The 15,772-nt window shown below is 69.3% G+C and carries 16 protein-coding genes; 10 read left to right on the forward strand and 6 right to left on the reverse strand.

What is annotated here, in order from left to right; genetic code table 11:
* Window positions 1-131: 131 nt before the first annotated feature.
* The gene (locus JOD67_RS09170; protein WP_205117003.1) at window positions 132-959 is read left to right on the forward strand and encodes a fructosamine kinase family protein; all 828 of its coding nucleotides are present in this window, start codon (window positions 132-134) and stop codon (window positions 957-959) included.
* Between the two features lie 99 nt (window positions 960-1,058).
* On the opposite strand, the gene JOD67_RS09175 is transcribed toward JOD67_RS09170, so the two are convergent.
* From JOD67_RS09175 to JOD67_RS09190, 4 genes are all read right to left on the reverse strand, one after another.
* On the reverse strand, window positions 1,059-1,541 hold the full coding sequence (locus tag JOD67_RS09175) for a hypothetical protein (protein ID WP_205117004.1): 483 nt from the start codon (window positions 1,539-1,541) through the stop codon (window positions 1,059-1,061).
* On the reverse strand, window positions 1,538-1,867 hold the full coding sequence (locus tag JOD67_RS09180; protein WP_205117005.1) for a hypothetical protein: 330 nt from the start codon (window positions 1,865-1,867) through the stop codon (window positions 1,538-1,540). The genes JOD67_RS09175 and JOD67_RS09180 overlap by 4 nt, the downstream gene beginning before the upstream one ends.
* A 22-nt stretch (window positions 1,868-1,889) precedes the next feature.
* Window positions 1,890-2,864, reverse strand: coding sequence for a type IV toxin-antitoxin system AbiEi family antitoxin (locus JOD67_RS09185; RefSeq protein WP_205117006.1), 975 nt, complete (start codon window positions 2,862-2,864; stop codon window positions 1,890-1,892).
* Between the two features lie 181 nt (window positions 2,865-3,045).
* Window positions 3,046-4,521 carry an amidase gene (locus tag JOD67_RS09190; protein ID WP_307782326.1) on the reverse strand — a complete coding sequence of 492 codons (1,476 nt, stop codon included), beginning with the start codon at window positions 4,519-4,521 and terminating at the stop codon, window positions 3,046-3,048.
* 183 nt (window positions 4,522-4,704) lie between these two features.
* On the opposite strand from JOD67_RS09190, the gene JOD67_RS09195 reads away from it, so the two are divergent.
* From JOD67_RS09195 to JOD67_RS41790, 3 genes are all read left to right on the forward strand, one after another.
* Window positions 4,705-5,004 (forward strand): DUF3263 domain-containing protein, encoded by a 300-nt coding sequence (locus tag JOD67_RS09195; RefSeq protein WP_205117007.1) that lies wholly within the window; start codon window positions 4,705-4,707, stop codon window positions 5,002-5,004.
* Window positions 5,001-5,843 carry a trehalose-phosphatase gene (gene otsB / locus JOD67_RS09200; protein WP_205117008.1) on the forward strand — a complete coding sequence of 281 codons (843 nt, stop codon included), beginning with the start codon at window positions 5,001-5,003 and terminating at the stop codon, window positions 5,841-5,843. Before JOD67_RS09195 ends, otsB begins: the two co-directional genes overlap by 4 nt.
* Window positions 5,844-6,182: 339 nt before the next feature.
* The gene (locus JOD67_RS41790; protein WP_205117009.1) at window positions 6,183-7,001 is read left to right on the forward strand and encodes a lysyl oxidase family protein; all 819 of its coding nucleotides are present in this window, start codon (window positions 6,183-6,185) and stop codon (window positions 6,999-7,001) included.
* Here the strand turns inward: JOD67_RS41790 and JOD67_RS09210 are convergent.
* Window positions 6,998-8,494 carry an alpha,alpha-trehalose-phosphate synthase (UDP-forming) gene (locus tag JOD67_RS09210; RefSeq protein ID WP_205117010.1) on the reverse strand — a complete coding sequence of 499 codons (1,497 nt, stop codon included), beginning with the start codon at window positions 8,492-8,494 and terminating at the stop codon, window positions 6,998-7,000. The two genes, JOD67_RS41790 and JOD67_RS09210, sit on opposite strands and share 4 nt — an antisense overlap.
* A 135-nt stretch (window positions 8,495-8,629) precedes the next feature.
* On the opposite strand from JOD67_RS09210, the gene JOD67_RS09215 reads away from it, so the two are divergent.
* The 3 genes from JOD67_RS09215 to JOD67_RS09225 are packed head-to-tail and all read left to right on the forward strand — an operon-like array spanning window position 8,630 to window position 10,418.
* Complete coding sequence (locus tag JOD67_RS09215) at window positions 8,630-9,298, forward strand: hypothetical protein (protein ID WP_205117011.1); 669 nt, start codon at window positions 8,630-8,632, stop codon at window positions 9,296-9,298.
* Window positions 9,295-9,879: a DUF4352 domain-containing protein gene (locus JOD67_RS09220; RefSeq protein ID WP_205117012.1), complete on the forward strand. Its 585-nt coding sequence runs from the start codon at window positions 9,295-9,297 to the stop codon at window positions 9,877-9,879. Before JOD67_RS09215 ends, JOD67_RS09220 begins: the two co-directional genes overlap by 4 nt.
* Before the next feature lie 26 nt (window positions 9,880-9,905).
* Complete coding sequence (locus JOD67_RS09225; RefSeq protein ID WP_205117013.1) at window positions 9,906-10,418, forward strand: hypothetical protein; 513 nt, start codon at window positions 9,906-9,908, stop codon at window positions 10,416-10,418.
* Here JOD67_RS09225 and JOD67_RS09230 read toward each other — a convergent pair.
* A complete protein-coding gene (locus JOD67_RS09230) occupies window positions 10,342-11,097 on the reverse strand; it encodes a hypothetical protein (protein WP_205117014.1) in 756 nt (251 codons plus the stop codon). The genes JOD67_RS09225 and JOD67_RS09230 overlap by 77 nt on opposite strands.
* A gap of 608 nt (window positions 11,098-11,705) precedes the next feature.
* On the opposite strand from JOD67_RS09230, the gene JOD67_RS09235 reads away from it, so the two are divergent.
* From JOD67_RS09235 to JOD67_RS09245, 3 genes are all read left to right on the forward strand, one after another.
* On the forward strand, window positions 11,706-13,001 hold the full coding sequence (locus tag JOD67_RS09235) for a GNAT family N-acetyltransferase (RefSeq protein WP_205117015.1): 1,296 nt from the start codon (window positions 11,706-11,708) through the stop codon (window positions 12,999-13,001).
* A 32-nt stretch (window positions 13,002-13,033) separates the two neighbouring features.
* Window positions 13,034-13,708, forward strand: a complete 675-nt coding sequence (locus JOD67_RS09240; RefSeq protein ID WP_205117016.1) for a Type 1 glutamine amidotransferase-like domain-containing protein — start codon at window positions 13,034-13,036, stop codon at window positions 13,706-13,708.
* A 338-nt stretch (window positions 13,709-14,046) separates the two neighbouring features.
* Entirely contained in the window at window positions 14,047-15,765 is a 1,719-nt protein-coding gene (locus JOD67_RS09245; protein ID WP_205117017.1) for an ABC transporter ATP-binding protein, read from the forward strand.
* The last annotated feature ends 7 nt before the right edge of the window (window positions 15,766-15,772 follow it).

A 15,772-nucleotide genomic window follows, 5' to 3' on the forward strand; every position in this document is an offset into this window, starting at 1 on the left:
GTTCATGCTGTGGCCATGGGAACTTCGAACAGATGCACGCAAACCCGCCGATGACGCATCCGTTGCTTTTGCCAGGCGTTGTTCAGGCTGTGGAACGGGCTACTGGCCGGTCGTGGACTCGGACCGGGTTCGTGGATCTGGACGACCGTGCGTCGCATCCTGCCGGGGTGTTTCTGGGGCGTCCGTTCTCCTTGTTCGCCAAGCTGGGGGTGGCTGCTCAGGTTGCGGCTGAGCTGCGCGGACTCTCGCTGATCCGGTCTCGTTCGTCGGTGGCGACGCCTTTGCCGGTCGGTGGGGGTTTGATCCCGCTCGACGACGGCGCTCTGCTGGTGCTCGAGGCGGTCCCGGAGGTGCCTCGGGCGGCGCGATCTGTGGCGCATTGGCGGTCGATCGGGTTGGCGCTCGCGGGCTTGCACGACGTGGCGGATGTCACGTTCGGGCTGGCGGCGTTCGACGGCTTCTTCGGCCCGTTGCCGCAGTCCAACGTTCTGGTGCCGTCCGCGGTGTGGGTTGACTTCTACGCCGAGCGCCGACTGTTGCCGAACCTGCGCGCAGCGGTCGACGCCGGCACTCTGCCGCCCTCGCTGGCTCGGGCTGTCGAACGGCTGGTGGGCCGGCAGCCGCTTCTGTGCGGCCCCGAACCGCGCCCGGCACTGCTGCACGGCGACGCGCAGCAGAACAACTTCCTCACCACCGCGAGCTCGGCGTATGTGATCGACCCTTGCCCGTACTTCGGCCATCCCGAGGTCGACCTGGCGCTGCTCGACTACTTCGAACCGGTGCCGGAGGCGGTCTTCGACGGCTACCGCGAACGCCGCGGGATCGACCCGGACTTCCCGGAGCGCCGCGAACTCTGGCGCCTCTTCGCCTACCTGGCCGTCATCGCCGTCGACGGCACCTCGACGTTCGGCCGCCCGTTCGTCGACCGCCTTGCCGCCGCCCTCACCTCATACCGCTAGCCGACCTGGTCCGCCCGCGCGCGACCGGTGATCATGAACGTGATCATGAAGCCGAACTGGTCATATACGCAGGGTTTGCCTTCATGATCACGTTCATGATCACGGCGCAGGCTCGGTTCGCAGGCCGCGGGTGAGTGCGTCGACGAGCGCCCGGCGCCGGTCCGTGGCCCTTGGCCAGCCCGCGACCTCGCGCAGCGTCAGCTCGCGAACCAGCAGGTCGAGGTCGCCAGGCCATCGCGCCAGCAGTTCCCGTTGCCGTCTGCCGCCGATGACGGTCGCGATGTCGACGCCCAGCTGTCGAGCGGCCGCGAGCGGCACGTCGGTCCCTTCGGCAAGAAGGATCGCGTTGCCGTCCTCGGTCTCGTAGAGCTGGTCCTGAACGTGACCCGACTCGGCGTACCAGTGCAGGAGCAAAGCCAGGTCCGCGGCGTCTTTGACCTCTCTCCATTCGGATCGGTCGAGCCAGGCGGCAAGCTTCGCCGCGGCGAAGCCGGCGACGGTCGGGAGGCGTACCTCGATCGACGGTGAGAGCGTGAGCGGGAACGATCGGGCAAAGATCTCCTCGAAAGCCCAGACGCTCATGGGCTCCTCGCGAGCTGGCGGCTCGACGACCCCTTCGGGTTCTCGACCTGACCAAAGGGCAACAGGTCGACCTCGATGCCCGCGATGCGGTAGCGGATGCCGGTGTTACCGACCCGCTGCATCGACGCGACGAGGTCACGGTAGGCATCCCACGACGCCAGGGCGAGCGCCAGATCGAGGTCATGCGTCGCTGTCGTGGCGAAGTGGTGTCCGAGCGCATGGAGGATGTCCCGGCATCGCGCTCCGACGATCATGATGTCGACTGGAGAGATCTCGTCGGTGGCGTCGAGCACCGCGCCGACGACGCGGGCGATGGGGTCCACCAAGCCGCTGGGCGCTTCTACCAGCTCAAGCAAACCTGGCCCTCCACTCTCGGGCCGCGTTGCGGACCCGTGCGTCCTCGCTGCTCGCCAGGTCCGCGTACACCAGTGGCCAGGGCGCTTGGCGCAGGCCAGTAAGGGGACTGTCGCCTTCGTCGGGAGCGTTCCAGAACTTTCGGCGGATGAAGACGTTCGCGTGGTCGCCTACGCGCCAGCGGTTCTTGATCGCCAGGTGCGGATCGAGTTCCGGAACGTAGAGCGTCAACGTCGCAGGGCGGATCATCTCTCTGGCAGCGCTCTCACCGCTCGCGAAGACAGCGCTGTCGAGACCGGCTGTGTTCACGAGTACGGGGTCTTCGTCCTCGACCCTTGTCAGTCGGGAGAGGTCACCCTCGTACTCCGCTAGTGCGATGCGCTTCGCCAGCCCGGTCGGGAACGCCGCTGCCCAGAGGTCGAGAAGGTCCGCTGGTCCACGCGCGGCGCGATCCTTGTCGTAGCCGGCGTCCGTGAGCAAGCGCAATGTGAGGTTGGCTTGCCCGACCGACACTCCAGCCGTCCTTGCGAGCTCTCTCTGTGGTCCCTGCCAGAGCTGCGGCCAGGCCAGTAGGGCGAAAAGGACCTGAGCGCCTCCCCGGCTGAAGAGGTTCCCTGAACCACGAGTACTCGCTCCAGAGCCGCTCGACCGTCCGCGTACATCGATGAAGACATCGCCGAACTGCAGCCACGCGTTGCCGGCCAGATCGAGGTAATGGATCTTGGCGCGACGGAAGCTGTCAGCGGTTCGGGGTGAAACGGTTGTGGTGAAGACCAGCAGCGGATGGTCTGCGTGAGCAGACGACGCCTCGGTAAGGCGGATCGTTGACCCGGCGAGGAGGGCGTACGTCTGCTCGGACCGCCCGCGAACGAGGCGCACTGTCGCCTGCTCAGGCGCGTCGCGATGCTCGACGAGGGCGATGCCGAGCTGGTCGAGCTGCCCGCGAAGCTCGGTCAACGTGGGGTCCATCGCACCTCCGTTCAGTTTTCGACTCCGTTCAGAATATCTGAACGCGAGCGAAAAATGAACACGAACGCGTGCGACCGGTGATCATGAACGTGATCATGAAGCCGAACTGGTCGTATACGCAGGGTTTGCCTTCATGATCACGTTCATGATCACGGCGCAGGGGCGGGCGAGGGAGGTCGGGCTAGCCGGCTTGGGGTGGGCGGTAGGCGGGGCGGAGTTGGTCGCCGAGGTTCAGGAGCTGTTCCACCGCGTACCCCAGCCGGAGCAGCGTGCCCTCCGACCAGGCTGTGCCTACGAAGGCGACGCCGACGGGCAGGCCGTCGACCATGCCCGACGGAACGGTGAGGATCGGGTAGCCGGCGACCGCGGCGGGTTTGGTGCAGCTGCCGTTGACGTGGTCGCCGTTCACCAGGTCGATCTTCCAGGCGGGCGGGTACGACGGCATGACCAGCGCGTCGACCCCGAATGTACGCAGCGCCGCGTCGATGCCGTCGGTACGGCCGAGCCGCCGGCACTCGGCGAGCGCGTGCAGGTAGGCCGGGTCGGAGAGGTCGGGCGCGTCCAGCGACTGCTCGAAAGCCTCCTGGCCGAAGTGCACGAGCTCCTTGTCCGCGTGGTCCCGGTTGAACGCGACCAGGTCCGCCAGCGACTTCGGGCCGTCCGGGCCGCGGGTCGCGAGGTACGCGGCGATGCCGGCCTTGAACTCCGAGCGCAGCACGGTGAGTTCGTGGTCGACCTCGTACAGCTCCTCCAGCGACGACAGGTCCGCGTCGTCCACGACGGAAACGCCCTGCGCGGCGAGCAACCGCACGGCGGCCTCGGCGGCGGCGTCCGCCTGCGGGCTGTAGCCCCACAGCTTCTTGCGCGGCAGCCCGATCCGCAGCCCAGCCACGTCGCCCGAGCCGGAGCAGAACGCCGTGTAGTCCGACAAGGCAACCCGGCCAGGGACGAGCGTCGCGGGATCGGAAGCCGACGTCCCGGCCAACACCCCAAGCATCAACGCGGCGTCGAACACCGAACGCGTCATCGGCCCCGGAGTGTCCTGGCTGTGCGAGATCGGCACGACGCCCGTACGAGGAATGAGCCCGACAGTCGGCTTCAGCCCGACCACGCCGTTCAGCGCCGCGGGGCAGGCGATCGACCCGTCGGTCTCGGTCCCGACCGCCATCGGCGCGATGCCGGCGGCCACGGCCACGCCGGACCCCGACGACGAGCCGCCGGCGGAACGGTCGAGCGCGTGCGGGTTCACGCACAGGCCGCCGAGCGCGCTCCAACCGGACGAGGAGTGCGTCGAACGGAAGTTCGCCCACTCCGACAGGTTCGCCTTGCCGAGCACGATCGCCCCGGCCTCGCGGAGCCGCGCCACGAGCGGCGCGTCCGCGGCGGGCAGGTCGCCGGTGAGCGCGTACGACCCGGCCGTGGTGGGCAGGTCGGCGGTGTCCACGTTGTCCTTGACCAGGACCGGTACGCCGTGGAGCGGTCCCCGTACGTACCCTCGAGCCCGCTCGGCGTCGCGGTCCGAGGCGAGCCGCTCGGCGCTCGGGTTCGTCTCGATCACCGAGCGCAGCAGGGGGCCGGAACGGTCCAGCTCCGCGATCCGTTGGAGCGAGGTGGCGACCGCTTCGATCGCGCTCGATCCGGTGGGTTCGTGCGTCACAGTCGGAGCGTGCCCGTACGGTGGGGGTGCTGACCAGGGAATGGCGGAAGCTTGGTCAGTACCGGACAGTGACCGCTTGTGAGCAGATGGCGAGGGCGAATGACATCGATGGGATTCGCCCCCTACGATGGTCGCGACCTCCCGGCAACGGAGGGTGGGTCAGAGAAGGAGGATGGCGAATCGATGACTGCGGCCAACGTCGTGACCTCGATCCATTCCGTTCGTCCCGCCGAGGACCTGTCCGAGCGTGACCAGGACATCCTCAGCTTCGAGCGGCTCTGGTGGAAGTACGCCGGCGCCAAGGAACAGGCCATCCGCGACAAGTTCGGGATGTCGGCGACGCGCTATTACCAGGTCCTGAACGCCCTCATCGACCGCCACGACGCCCTCGCGCACGACCCGCTGCTGGTCAAGCGGTTGCGCCGGCTGCGCTCGGTCCGGCAGCGCACCCGAGCCGCCCGCCGGCTCGGCATCGAGGTGTGACGGCTCCCCTGGAGCTTCCGCAGCCGCGGACCCCGGCCGGTCAGGCCGGCCTCGCGGCCCTGCTGGCGAACCCTTCGCGCGCCCTGCTCGCCTTCGACTTCGACGGCGTGCTCTCCCCGATCATCGACGACCCCGCCCGCGCCGCGGCCCATCCCGGCGCCATCCCCGCCCTGGCACGGCTCGCGCCGCACGTCGGCGCACTCGCGATCGTCACCGGCCGATCGGTCGCCCAGGTCCTGCAGCTGGGCCGGTTCGCCGACGAGCCAGCCCTCGCCAGGCTCCTGGTCGCCGGTCACTACGGGCTGGAACGGTGGTCCGCCTCCTCGGGCGAGATCGCCTCGCCGCCCCCGTTCCCCGGCGTCGCCGCCGCCAGGCAGGCGCTCCCCGGCCTGCTGAACGACCTGGTCGCACCTGCCGGCACGGCCGTGGAGGACAAGGGCCACTCGGTCGCCGTGCACTTCCGCAACACTCCCTCGCCGGCGGACGCCCAGGAGCTGCTCACCGAGCCGCTGACGACGCTCGCCCGTTCGCACGGCCTCGCAGTCCAGCCGGGCCGCATGGTCGTCGAGCTGCGGCCGCCCGACATGGACAAGGGCGCGACCCTCGGCGCCCTCGTGCTCGAGGTCGGCGCCGAGGTGGTCACCTTCGCCGGCGACGACCTGGGCGACCTCCCCGCGTACGACGCCGTCGACTCCCTCCGCGAGAGCGGGATGCCAGGCCTGCTGATCTGCTCCGCCTCGGACGAGGTCCGAGCCCTCTCCGACCGGGCCGACCTGGTCCTCGACGGTCCCGCCCGCGTCGTCGCGTTCCTGGAGACCCTCGCCAGCCGCTGGGGCTAGGGCGTGTCTCTCAAAGATCGCCGGGCGCGCGACACCCCACATCCCGCCTGGACGCGGTCCAGCTCGTCACCCATATAACCAATATGGGTTCCTCCTGCACCACGCCCAGCCGGGCGCGGGGCGCCGCGCGCTCGCGCGCTACGCGCGCTCAGCCGACACTCTTTGAGAGACACGCCCTGGGCCCAATGATCATGTTTACATGATCATTTGCCGCTCTACGTGGGATGGACGCCGCGTAGAGCGCCCACTTGCCAGGTAAAGCGGCATCGGTGCCCATCCGCCGGCACCCCAGCGAACGACCTTCGGTCGGTTTTCGGCGTTCTCGTTCATGCTCCGAAAGTGATCCGCGTGCTCGTCGTCCTGGTCGCTCTGCTCGCCGCGGGCTGCAGCGAGGAAGCAGCCAAGGCGACGGACGGCGGAGTGCCGGCAGAGGCCGGTCCCACGGACCCGGCTCCGGAGTCCCCGTCCACTACTCCGGAGCCGGCCACCGACCTGCTGCCCAACCTGCGCAGCCTGCCCGCCGAGCGCCTCTCGCTCCAGCGCACCGACGACGGCGGCCTGGAGCTGCGGTTCGCCGGGATCCTCGCGAACGTCGGCGCCGGCCCGCTCGTCGTCCGTCCCGACAACCGCGGCCCCTGCAAGGTGGGCCAGCGGCACGCGTCGCAGGTCGTGTACGGGGACGCGAACGGCAACGGCGTGTACGACGTACGCACCGACGGCGAGACGTACCAGCTCCGCGCCGGCTGCATGCTCGACCACCCGGCCCACAAGCACTGGCACTTCGACGCGATGGCCCGCTACACGCTGCACGCGCCCGGTGAGGAGCGGCCGGTCGTCGAGAACGACAAGGTCAGCTTCTGCCTCCGCGACAGCCGCCGCGCCCCGGTCGACCCGACCCATCCGCAGCGCTACCGCCAGTGCACCCGCGACACCGTGCAGGGCATCTCGGTCGGCTGGTCCGACGTCTACCGCCCGAGCCTCGCCGGGCAGGAGCTGCCGCTGCCCGACGACCTCGCCGAGGGTACGTACTGCCTGGAGACCGAGGCCGACCCCGACCGGCTGCTCAGGGAGTCGAACGAGAACGACAACGCGTCCGTCGTCGGCGTCCAGATCAGCTCGGTCCGCGCCGACCTCGTTGCCGCGCCAGCGAACTGCTAGTCGTTCGGCAGGTCGGCCAGAGCCTCGAGCTGCTCGGCCAGCCACATCGACGGCGGATGCGCGGAGGCCGCGCTCGCGAGCCGGTTGGAGCGCTTGCGGCGTTCCTCGTCGGTCATCACCAGCGCCGTGTGCAGGGCGTCCGCGGTGCCCTCGATGTCGAACGGGTTGATCACCAGCGCCGCGTCCGCCAGCTCAGCGACCGCACCGGCCTCGCGCGACAACACCAGCGCGCAGCCGTGGTCGGAGACGACCGGCACCTCCTTCGCGACGAGGTTCATCCCGTCGCGCACCGGGTTCACCACGACGACGTCCGCCATCCGGTACGCCGCCAGCGACCGCGCGATGTCGTCGTCCACCGCGAGGATCAGCGGATCCCAGTCCGGCGACCCGAACTCGTCGACGATCTCCTTCGCCACCCGTTGCACCGACGCGGTGTACTCGCGGTACTCCGGCAGGTCGTGCCGCGACGGGTACGCGAACGCCAGGTGCATCACGCGCCCCTGCCACTCCGGGTGCCGCCGCAGCAGGTCCCGGTACGCCAGCAGACCCCGCACGATGTTCTTCGACAGCTCCGTACGGTCCACGCGCAGGATCAGCCGTCGCCCGCCGACCTGCGTACGCAACGCCGCCATCCGCGCGTGCACGTCGGGCTGGTCGGCGCGAGCGCGGAACGCGTCGCTGTCGATGCCCAACGGGTGCACGCCGAGCTCGGTGCGCCGACCGGCGTACTCGACCGTGCCCTGCGCGAGATCGACCTTCGCGCCCAGTACCGTCTCGCAGCACGCGAGGAAAGCCTGCGCCCAGCGCGCGGTCAGGAAGCCGACGTGGTCGGCCGCGAGCAGTCCCTCGAGCACGGCGACCGCGACATCGTCGGGCAGCACCCGGAAGTAGTCCGGCGGCGCCCACGGCGTGTGGCTGAAGTGGGCGATCGCGAGGTCGGGGCGGCGTTCGCGGATCAGCTGCGGCGCGAGGCTCAGGTGATAGTCCTGCACGATCACGCGGGCGTTCGGGCCGGCCTCCTCGGCGACGGCCTCGGCGAACGACGCGTTGTAGTCGACGTACGACGACCACTCGCGGCGGAACCGGCCGTCGAAGATCGGGATCCCCGCGGTGTCGTACAGCATGTGGTGCACGAACCACAGGACCGAGTTCGCGATGCCGTTGTACGCCCGGAGGAACGTCACCGGCTCGATGTCGAGCATCCGGATCGGGACGGCGCCGGTGCTGTGCCCGGCCAGGTCCAGGCGGCCGTCGGGCGCGGACCGCGCGGCGAGCCGGTCGGCCTCGGACAGCGCGGCGCAGACCCACAGCGCGTTCGCCTGCGCGGGCACGGCGGACAGTGCGGACACGAGGCCACCGCCTCCACCGAGGCGTCCGCGCAGCGCGCCGTCGTCGTCGATGCGGAACGTGACCGGACCGCGGTTGGAGGCAAGGATGACCTCGGTCTCACCGGTCACCGGGGAGACGTCGTCAGCGTGGTCGCCACGTGCCATGCGCACGAGCCTAAGCCCTTACGTTGGGTTCGTTAATCCGGCCGACATCGGGGCCCGCATCCATCACTCGATGATGCCGAACCCGCACCGTCACTGTCGACGTTTCCCCGAGTTGCTCGCGTAGGATCCGGCGTCGTGGCGCAGGTAACCACCCCGATCCCCCCGCCGGCTGGCCGCGCGCCGGCCGCTCCGGGGCTGCGACGCGTGCGGATCCTGGTCGCGCTGGTGATCTTGCTCGAGCTGGTGGCGCTGGTCGTCGCGATCGGGTTGACGGGCGGATTCCGTGCGGCGCAGGCCCAGTCGTTGCCGCGAGCCGAGCCGGGCGAGCCGGTGGCGAACGGGCGGTTCGAGTTCCGCGTGCTGCGGGCGTGGACCGAGACCAAGGATCCGACAAGCAACCCGTCGTACGCCAAGGAAGGGTCGTTTCTCGTTCTGGAGATGGACCTTCGGCTCACTGTCAAGGAGAGCTTGCAGTTTGGCGCGGACATCCAGGAGTCGCTGCGGCTTCGCCTCTCCAACGGGTACGTGATGGACGGCGACTCTTCGAAGTCCCATGACCAACGGAGCGGCGTGGTCCTCGCCAGCGACCGCTCGCCGGTGAGCCTGCAGCCCGGGTTGCCCGAACGCGTTCTCGCCGTGTACGAACTTCCCGCGAGCCAGCCGTTTCCGTCCCAGCTCGACGTGGTGATCTACCGGCAGGAGTACGAGCCCGGCTTCTTCTCCCGGCAGCGAACCTGGCGTACGGCGCTGGACGATCCCGAGCTCGCGCTGGTCCACCTGCCCGTCGCGCGAGGTGCCGGATGAGGCGGATCGGCTCGGTCGCGTTGGGGTTGCTGCTGCTCGTCGCCGTGCTGTTCGTCACGCGGACGGCGCCGACGTACGAGCAGCAGCTGGGCAACATCGCGACGTCCGGGCGGATCGGCGACCTCATCGACACCCGTGGCTTCAAGCTCCGCGTCGAGCGTGTGCACACGGCGAAGCGGGTCGTGTCGTCGTCGGCGCTGAGGACAGAACCCTTTGCCACCAAGGGAATTTGGGTCGTCATCGCCGCGACGCTGATCGGTGACTGGAAGGCGACGTCGTACAGCAACACGCGTCTGACCACACCGGACGGCCGGATCTACCATCCGACGCGGCGACTCGGCCTCGACCTGTTGACGGAGGACGGCTCCACCGAGCCGGGGATCCCGCGGCGCGGGGTGATCCTGTTCGAGATCCCTCCGGACGCGCTCGAGGGCTCGGTTCTCCAAGTGGCCAAGGGAACGGACTCGCGCCTCGGTCCGGAGGCCATCGTCGACCTGCGACTCTCCGCGGCCGCGGCACAACGACTTTTGGATGACGCGTCACCTAGTTTGACGCTGCCGAAGACGGGGCTGGGTGAGTGATGGTCCGGCTGCCGTCCGGTAAACGTTTGCTGTACCTGCTTGCGGTGATCGTGCTGGTGCCGTTGACGATCGCGTTGGAGTACGTGTTCTCCGCGCAGGAGATCGGCGACCGCGACCAGCGTCCGCCGATCGTCGCTCGCGGCGACACTCCGGTGGAGTTCGCGGGCAGCCGGTGGCGGCTCGTGTCGATCCGGCCCGGTCCGGCGGAGAAGGGCGCGAGGCTGCCGGCCGGCACGTCGTTGGTGTTCGTCACCGTCGAGGTGACCCCGACGAACGCCGCCGCGGGCAAGAAGATCGAGTACTGCACGTTCCAGGTGTGGAACGAGGATGACGACGTCTGGAAGACCTCGTTCGGGCTCGCCGCGACCGGCGCGGCGACGGGCTGCATGGTCGAGGGGGACGAGGGGCGTACGCCCATTCTGGCGGGAAGGACGGTGCCCGTGCTGACGACGTACCTCGTCCCTACCGAGGAGGCGGGGAAGCTGCGAGCGGTGCTGTCGGTCGTGGGGGAGAAGCGGCAGGTGGAGTTCCACCGCTGAGGCGACGTCTCCGGCGCCACGCGCGTTCCAGCCCGAGCTCGAACGCCGCGGCCAGCAAGGCGATCCGCAGAACTTCGTGCAGTCCTTGCTGAACGAAGCCCAGCGGCGTCAGCCAGGGCCACCACCAGTCGAACGGATGCGGCCCAATGACGCGGATCGCGAGCACCTCGAGCCACGAGGTGCCGGCGTCGATCACCATGTAGCACAGGCAATACGTGAGGTAGAAGATCGGTCCGGCGGTGAGCACGAAGCGCACGCCGTTCGCCAGCGGCGTCCACTTCTCGCGGACCTCGCGGCTGAACAGTTCGGTGACGCGCTGCACCGGGCGCGGCAGTCGTTCGAACGCGTGACCCACCGACTGGAACCTGCTGTTGGCGATCACGTCCGCGTCGCGGTCCATCTTCTCGCCGAACACGACCGCGGCGATCGTGAGCCACAACAGCGGTTGCAGCAAGCCGTCCTTGACGGTGGGGAGGTACGGCTGGAGCGCGGCCCAGATGTTCGCGAGCCAGCCGAGGTCGAGGGCGGGAAGCAACGCGAGCGATTCGCGGATGGTCTCCCAGACCTGGCGCTGCGCGATCCAGTTGGACGCGTTGCCGACGATCGCGGAGACGGAGATGACGGCGAAGAACATCCAGTTCGCCTCGAACAGCGGTGCTGAGCCCGAGCACGCGCCCACCGCGGCGGTTGTAGAGCGTCTCCAGCCCGGCGCGGATCAGCCACGAGCCGACCGCGATCGCGAGTGGGATGCCGGTCGCGTTCTCGGTGATGTCGACCGCGTTCAGCCCTTCGCCGAGGCTCTGGTTGATCGCGTGCGTGCCCCAGGTGCGGACCTCGTCGACGAACAGTCCCCAGGCGCCGTAGAAGACGAGGAACGGCAGGATTGTCTCGGCGATCGCGTCGACGATCGGCGGCGACCTGTCGACCCGCGGCTGGTCCTGGACGGGCTGCGGTTGTCGCCGTACCCCACCGAACGGCGTGAGCCCCGGCCGTACGGCGTGCAGCATCATGATCGTGCTGGCGAGCATGATCAACACACTGATCGACAGCCCGGCGAACCCGAGCCACTTGTTCTTGAGCGCCAACATCGCCGCGCCGCGGAGCACGAGGTCGTGTGCGAGGTAGCCGGCCGTGAACCAGAACACCAAGGGCACCCAGAAGCGCCCGACCAACCCCAGCGTGCGGCCCGGCAGACTGAGCATGATCGCTCCGCGCATCGTGCGGGATCGTATCGCCGACCAGGGCGTGGCCCTGAGACCGGAGCGGTCCCCACCGTAGGCTCGACCGGTGACGACCGAAGTCCGGAGGCCCACGCGCGCGGAGATGGCCGACTACTACCGGGCGCTGCCGTACGCCAACGGGTTGCCGATGTGGGAGCCCGCTCCCGCGGCGTGGCACGGCGGGCCTGAGCCATGGCCGCCTCCGCGGGTGCCGGCGCCGGCCGAGCAGCTCGAGCAGTGGGCCGACACCGATCTGGCCGACGACGGCTTCCATCCGGTCGCCGCGATCGTCGACGGGAAGGTCGTCGGCGGCTCGGCCATGTTGTCGTTCGACATCACGGTGCCGGGCCACCGCCAGCTCCCGATGGGAGGCGTCACCGCCACCGGCGTCATCGCGACGTACCGCCGCCGCGGCCTGCTGCGCAAGCTGATGCAGGCGATGTTCGACGAGGCGCTCGATCGCGGCGAGCCGCTCGCCACCCTCAGCGCGAGCGAGGGCAGCATCTACGGCCGGTTCGGCTACTCGCCGGCAACGATGCGCGCCCGGTGGGAGATCCGGCGCGGCGAGGCGCAGCTGCGGCCGGCCGCCGACGACCGCGGCTCCCTCGAGCTCGCGGACGCGGCCGCCGCCAGAGTCGCCTGGCCGGCCGTGCACGCGGCCGTACGTGCCGAACGGATCGGCGAGCTCACCCCGCGCCCGGACCGCTGGGACGGACTCACCGACACGGCGTCGGGCACAGACGGTCCGCTCCGCTACCTGATCCACCGCGACCAGCAAGGCGCCGTCGACGGCATCGCCCACTACCGGCTGCCCTGGTCGCCGACGGCCGAACGCGCCGGCACGCTCGTCGTCGAGGCGTTCGAGGCCACCAACCCGACCGCCTACCGAGCCCTGTGGTCGCTGCTGCTCGACTTCGACCTCACCCAGCTCGTCGTCGCCCACAGCCGCCCGCGCGACGAACCGCTGCGCTGGCTGCTCGCCAACCCGCGCGCCCTCCGCGTCACCCGGCAGTCCGACAACCTGTGGGCGCGCATCCTCGACGTCCCGCGGGCGCTGGAGGGCAGGGCGTACGAGACGCCGGGCGAGCTGACGTTCACGATCGAGGACGACCCGATGTGTCCGGCGAACGTCGGCACCTGGCACCTCGTCGCCGACGAGTCCGGCGCGGACGTCGAACGTACCGACGGCCAGGCCGACCTCGCCCTCGACATCCAGGCGCTCAGCACGCTGTTCCTCGGCGGCGGGTCCGCCCACGACTTCGCCTACGCCGGACGCATCCGCCCCGTCACCGACGACGCGGTCGGCAAGCTGGCAAGGATGTTCCGCACCGATCCCGAGCCGCACAACTCGTTCGCCTTCTGAACCAGGGCGTGGCCGACCACTTGGAGGGCACTATGAAGCTTCTTCTCACGTCCGCTGGCGTCAGGAACGCGACCATCCAGAACGCGCTGATCGGCCTGCTGGGCAAGCCGATCGCCGACTGCGACGCCCTCTGCATCCCCACCGGGATGTACGGGCACCCGAGTCTCGGGCCGGGCGAGCGCGCGTGGCGTTTCCTCAGCGGAGGCGAGCCCGGCTGTCCCATGGTCGAGCTGGGCTGGAAGTCCGTGGGCGTGCTCGAGCTGACCGCCCTGCCCAGCATCGACGAGTCCAAGTGGGTCCCGAAGGTCCGCGAGGCAGACGTCCTGCTGGTGGCGGGTGGGGATGCGCTGTATCTGTGCCACTGGATACGGGAGTCCGGGTTGGCGAATCTCCTGCCGTCGCTGAGCGAGACGATCTGGGTGGGGCTGAGCGCGGGGAGCATGGTGATGACCCCGCGCATCGGGGCGGACTTCGTCGGCTGGAAGCCGCCCACCGGTGGTGACGACAGCGCGCTGGGGGTCGTCGACTTCTCGATCTTCCCGCACCTGGACTGCGAGGGCATGCCGGAGAACACCCTGGCCGACGCCGAACGATGGGCCGCCACCATCCCCGGCCCGGCGTACGCGATCGACGACGAGACCGCCATCGCGGTGACTGGCAGCACCGTGGACGTCGTCTCCGAGGGCCACTGGACGCAGTTCCCCTAGGCTCGATCTTTCGTCCGGCGGTTGGTTGGACCGGCCCCCGCCCGCCTTGGGCCAACGATCATGTTTTGCATGATCATTGGTCCCATGACGTGGGGTGGACGCCAGGTAAAGGGCCACTGGCCGCGTAAGGCGACACCTGGCGGCAACACGTGATCGACCCGCGAGTGCCGCAGAAAGCTCTTGTCGGGCCTCGGGGGCGTTGCTACCGTCTGGGCGTCAGGTGAGCGAGGAAGGGGGTGACGTCCATGTCCCATCGAGTGACGGCGTCGCCCGAGAGCCTCCCCTCACCCTGACCCCGTCGGGCCTCGCTGTTGTGACCAAGCAACGGAGGCCCCCTGATGGATCTGTCGTTCCTGCTTCGCCTGCGCCCGTTCCTGGCACCACAGCGGTCGAGGCTTGCCTTGTTCATCGCGTTGCTGCTCGTTGCGGCCCTGCTGGGCGTCGCCGTTCCGTTGGCGTTCCAGCGGGCTGTCGACGAGGGGTTGGCTGTCGGTGCCACGACGGTGGCGATCAGGTGGATTGGTGTCGCGCTGGCGCTCGGCCTCCTTGCCGCCGGCGCGGGTTCTGTCGCGAACGCGATTGGCGCCGAGATCGGCGTCAGGACCACCGAGGCCCTTCGGCTGGCGATGTTCGAGCAGGTCACGGCCCTGCCCTATGCCTTCCATGCACAGTCCAAGGCCGGTGCCGTGGTTTCCCGCCTGACGCGCAGCCCTACCGCGGCGCAGAACCTGATCCAGTCGATCTTCGGCACCTTGATCGGGCAGGGAGTGTTGTTGGTGTTGGCCGTCATCACCCTGGCCAGAATCAACCTGGCCGCGGTCGCGGTCGTGCTGGCAGTGCTGCCCATGTTCGTCATCCCGCTCCGAGCGTTCAACAAGCGCCTGTTCGCGGCCGGGCGTGAGCAGACCGCTGCCACCAGCGAGGCAGAGCACTTCCTCACCGAACGACTCAACGTGGAAGGCGCGGTGACCCGCCACCTGCTCCATACACACCATGCCGAGACCACCGCATTCGCCGCCCACGCGGCCAGGATCCGGACGGCCCTGGTGGCACGCAACGGCAGCTTCTACGGGTCTCAGTTCTGTACCTCCGCACTCGCTGCCCTCGGCGTCGCCGGTGCCTACGCCGCCGGGGCGTTGCAGGGAGCATCCGTCGGACACGTCGTCGCGATGGCCGCCCTGGTGAAGTTGATCTACGACCCCCTCGTCCTGATGGGCATCCAGGGGCTTGGTCTCAGCGGTGGCATCATCGAGTTGGAGAGAATCTTCGCGGTGTTGGACCTGCCGGTCCACCAACGGGTGGGATCCCGGAAGCTCGTCGCGGCGGCGCGAAAACTCACCTTCGAGCACGTGTGGTTCCGGCATCCAGCGCCGGGATCGGCAACCCTGCCTGACCTCGCCGCGGAGACCACCAGCGCTGGCGAGCCCGACTGGGCGGTTGCCGACCTGACCTTCTCTCTCGTCCCCGGGAGTACGACAGCACTGGTAGGACCCAGTGGCGCGGGAAAGACCACCACTGCGCTCCTCGCCGTCGGTGTGCATCAGCCGACCCGAGGTCGGGTGATGATCGACGAGCTCGATCTCGCCGACCTGTCGTCGGCTGCGCGGCACCGAGCAGTCGGCATGGTGACTCAGGACGTGTTCGTTCTCCACGCCAGCCTCCGTGACAACCTCACGATCGCCCAGCCCGAAGCGACCGACGACCAGATCATGGAAGCCCTGCGCCACGCTCAGCTCGGCACCTTGATCGAATCCCCGCCGCGGGGACTCGACACCACGGTCGGCGACCGCGGGTTCCGGCTGTCCGGCGGAGAACGTCAACGCCTCAGCCTCGCCCGCATCTTCCTGTCCAACCCGGACATCGTGATCCTGGACGAAGCCACTGCCCACCTGGACGCTCTGACCGAAGCGGCGCTCCACAACGCGATGACCCACCACCTGGCCGGGCACACCAAGCTCATCATCGCCCACCGGCCGAGCACGATCGAGAACGCCGACCAGACCATCCGCCTCGACCACGGATCGGACGTGACGAGAGCTGTCGGAAGGCGGCCGTAGGCTCGCG

Source organism: Tenggerimyces flavus, from assembly GCF_016907715.1.
GTDB classification, from domain to species: domain Bacteria; phylum Actinomycetota; class Actinomycetes; order Propionibacteriales; family Actinopolymorphaceae; genus Tenggerimyces; species Tenggerimyces flavus.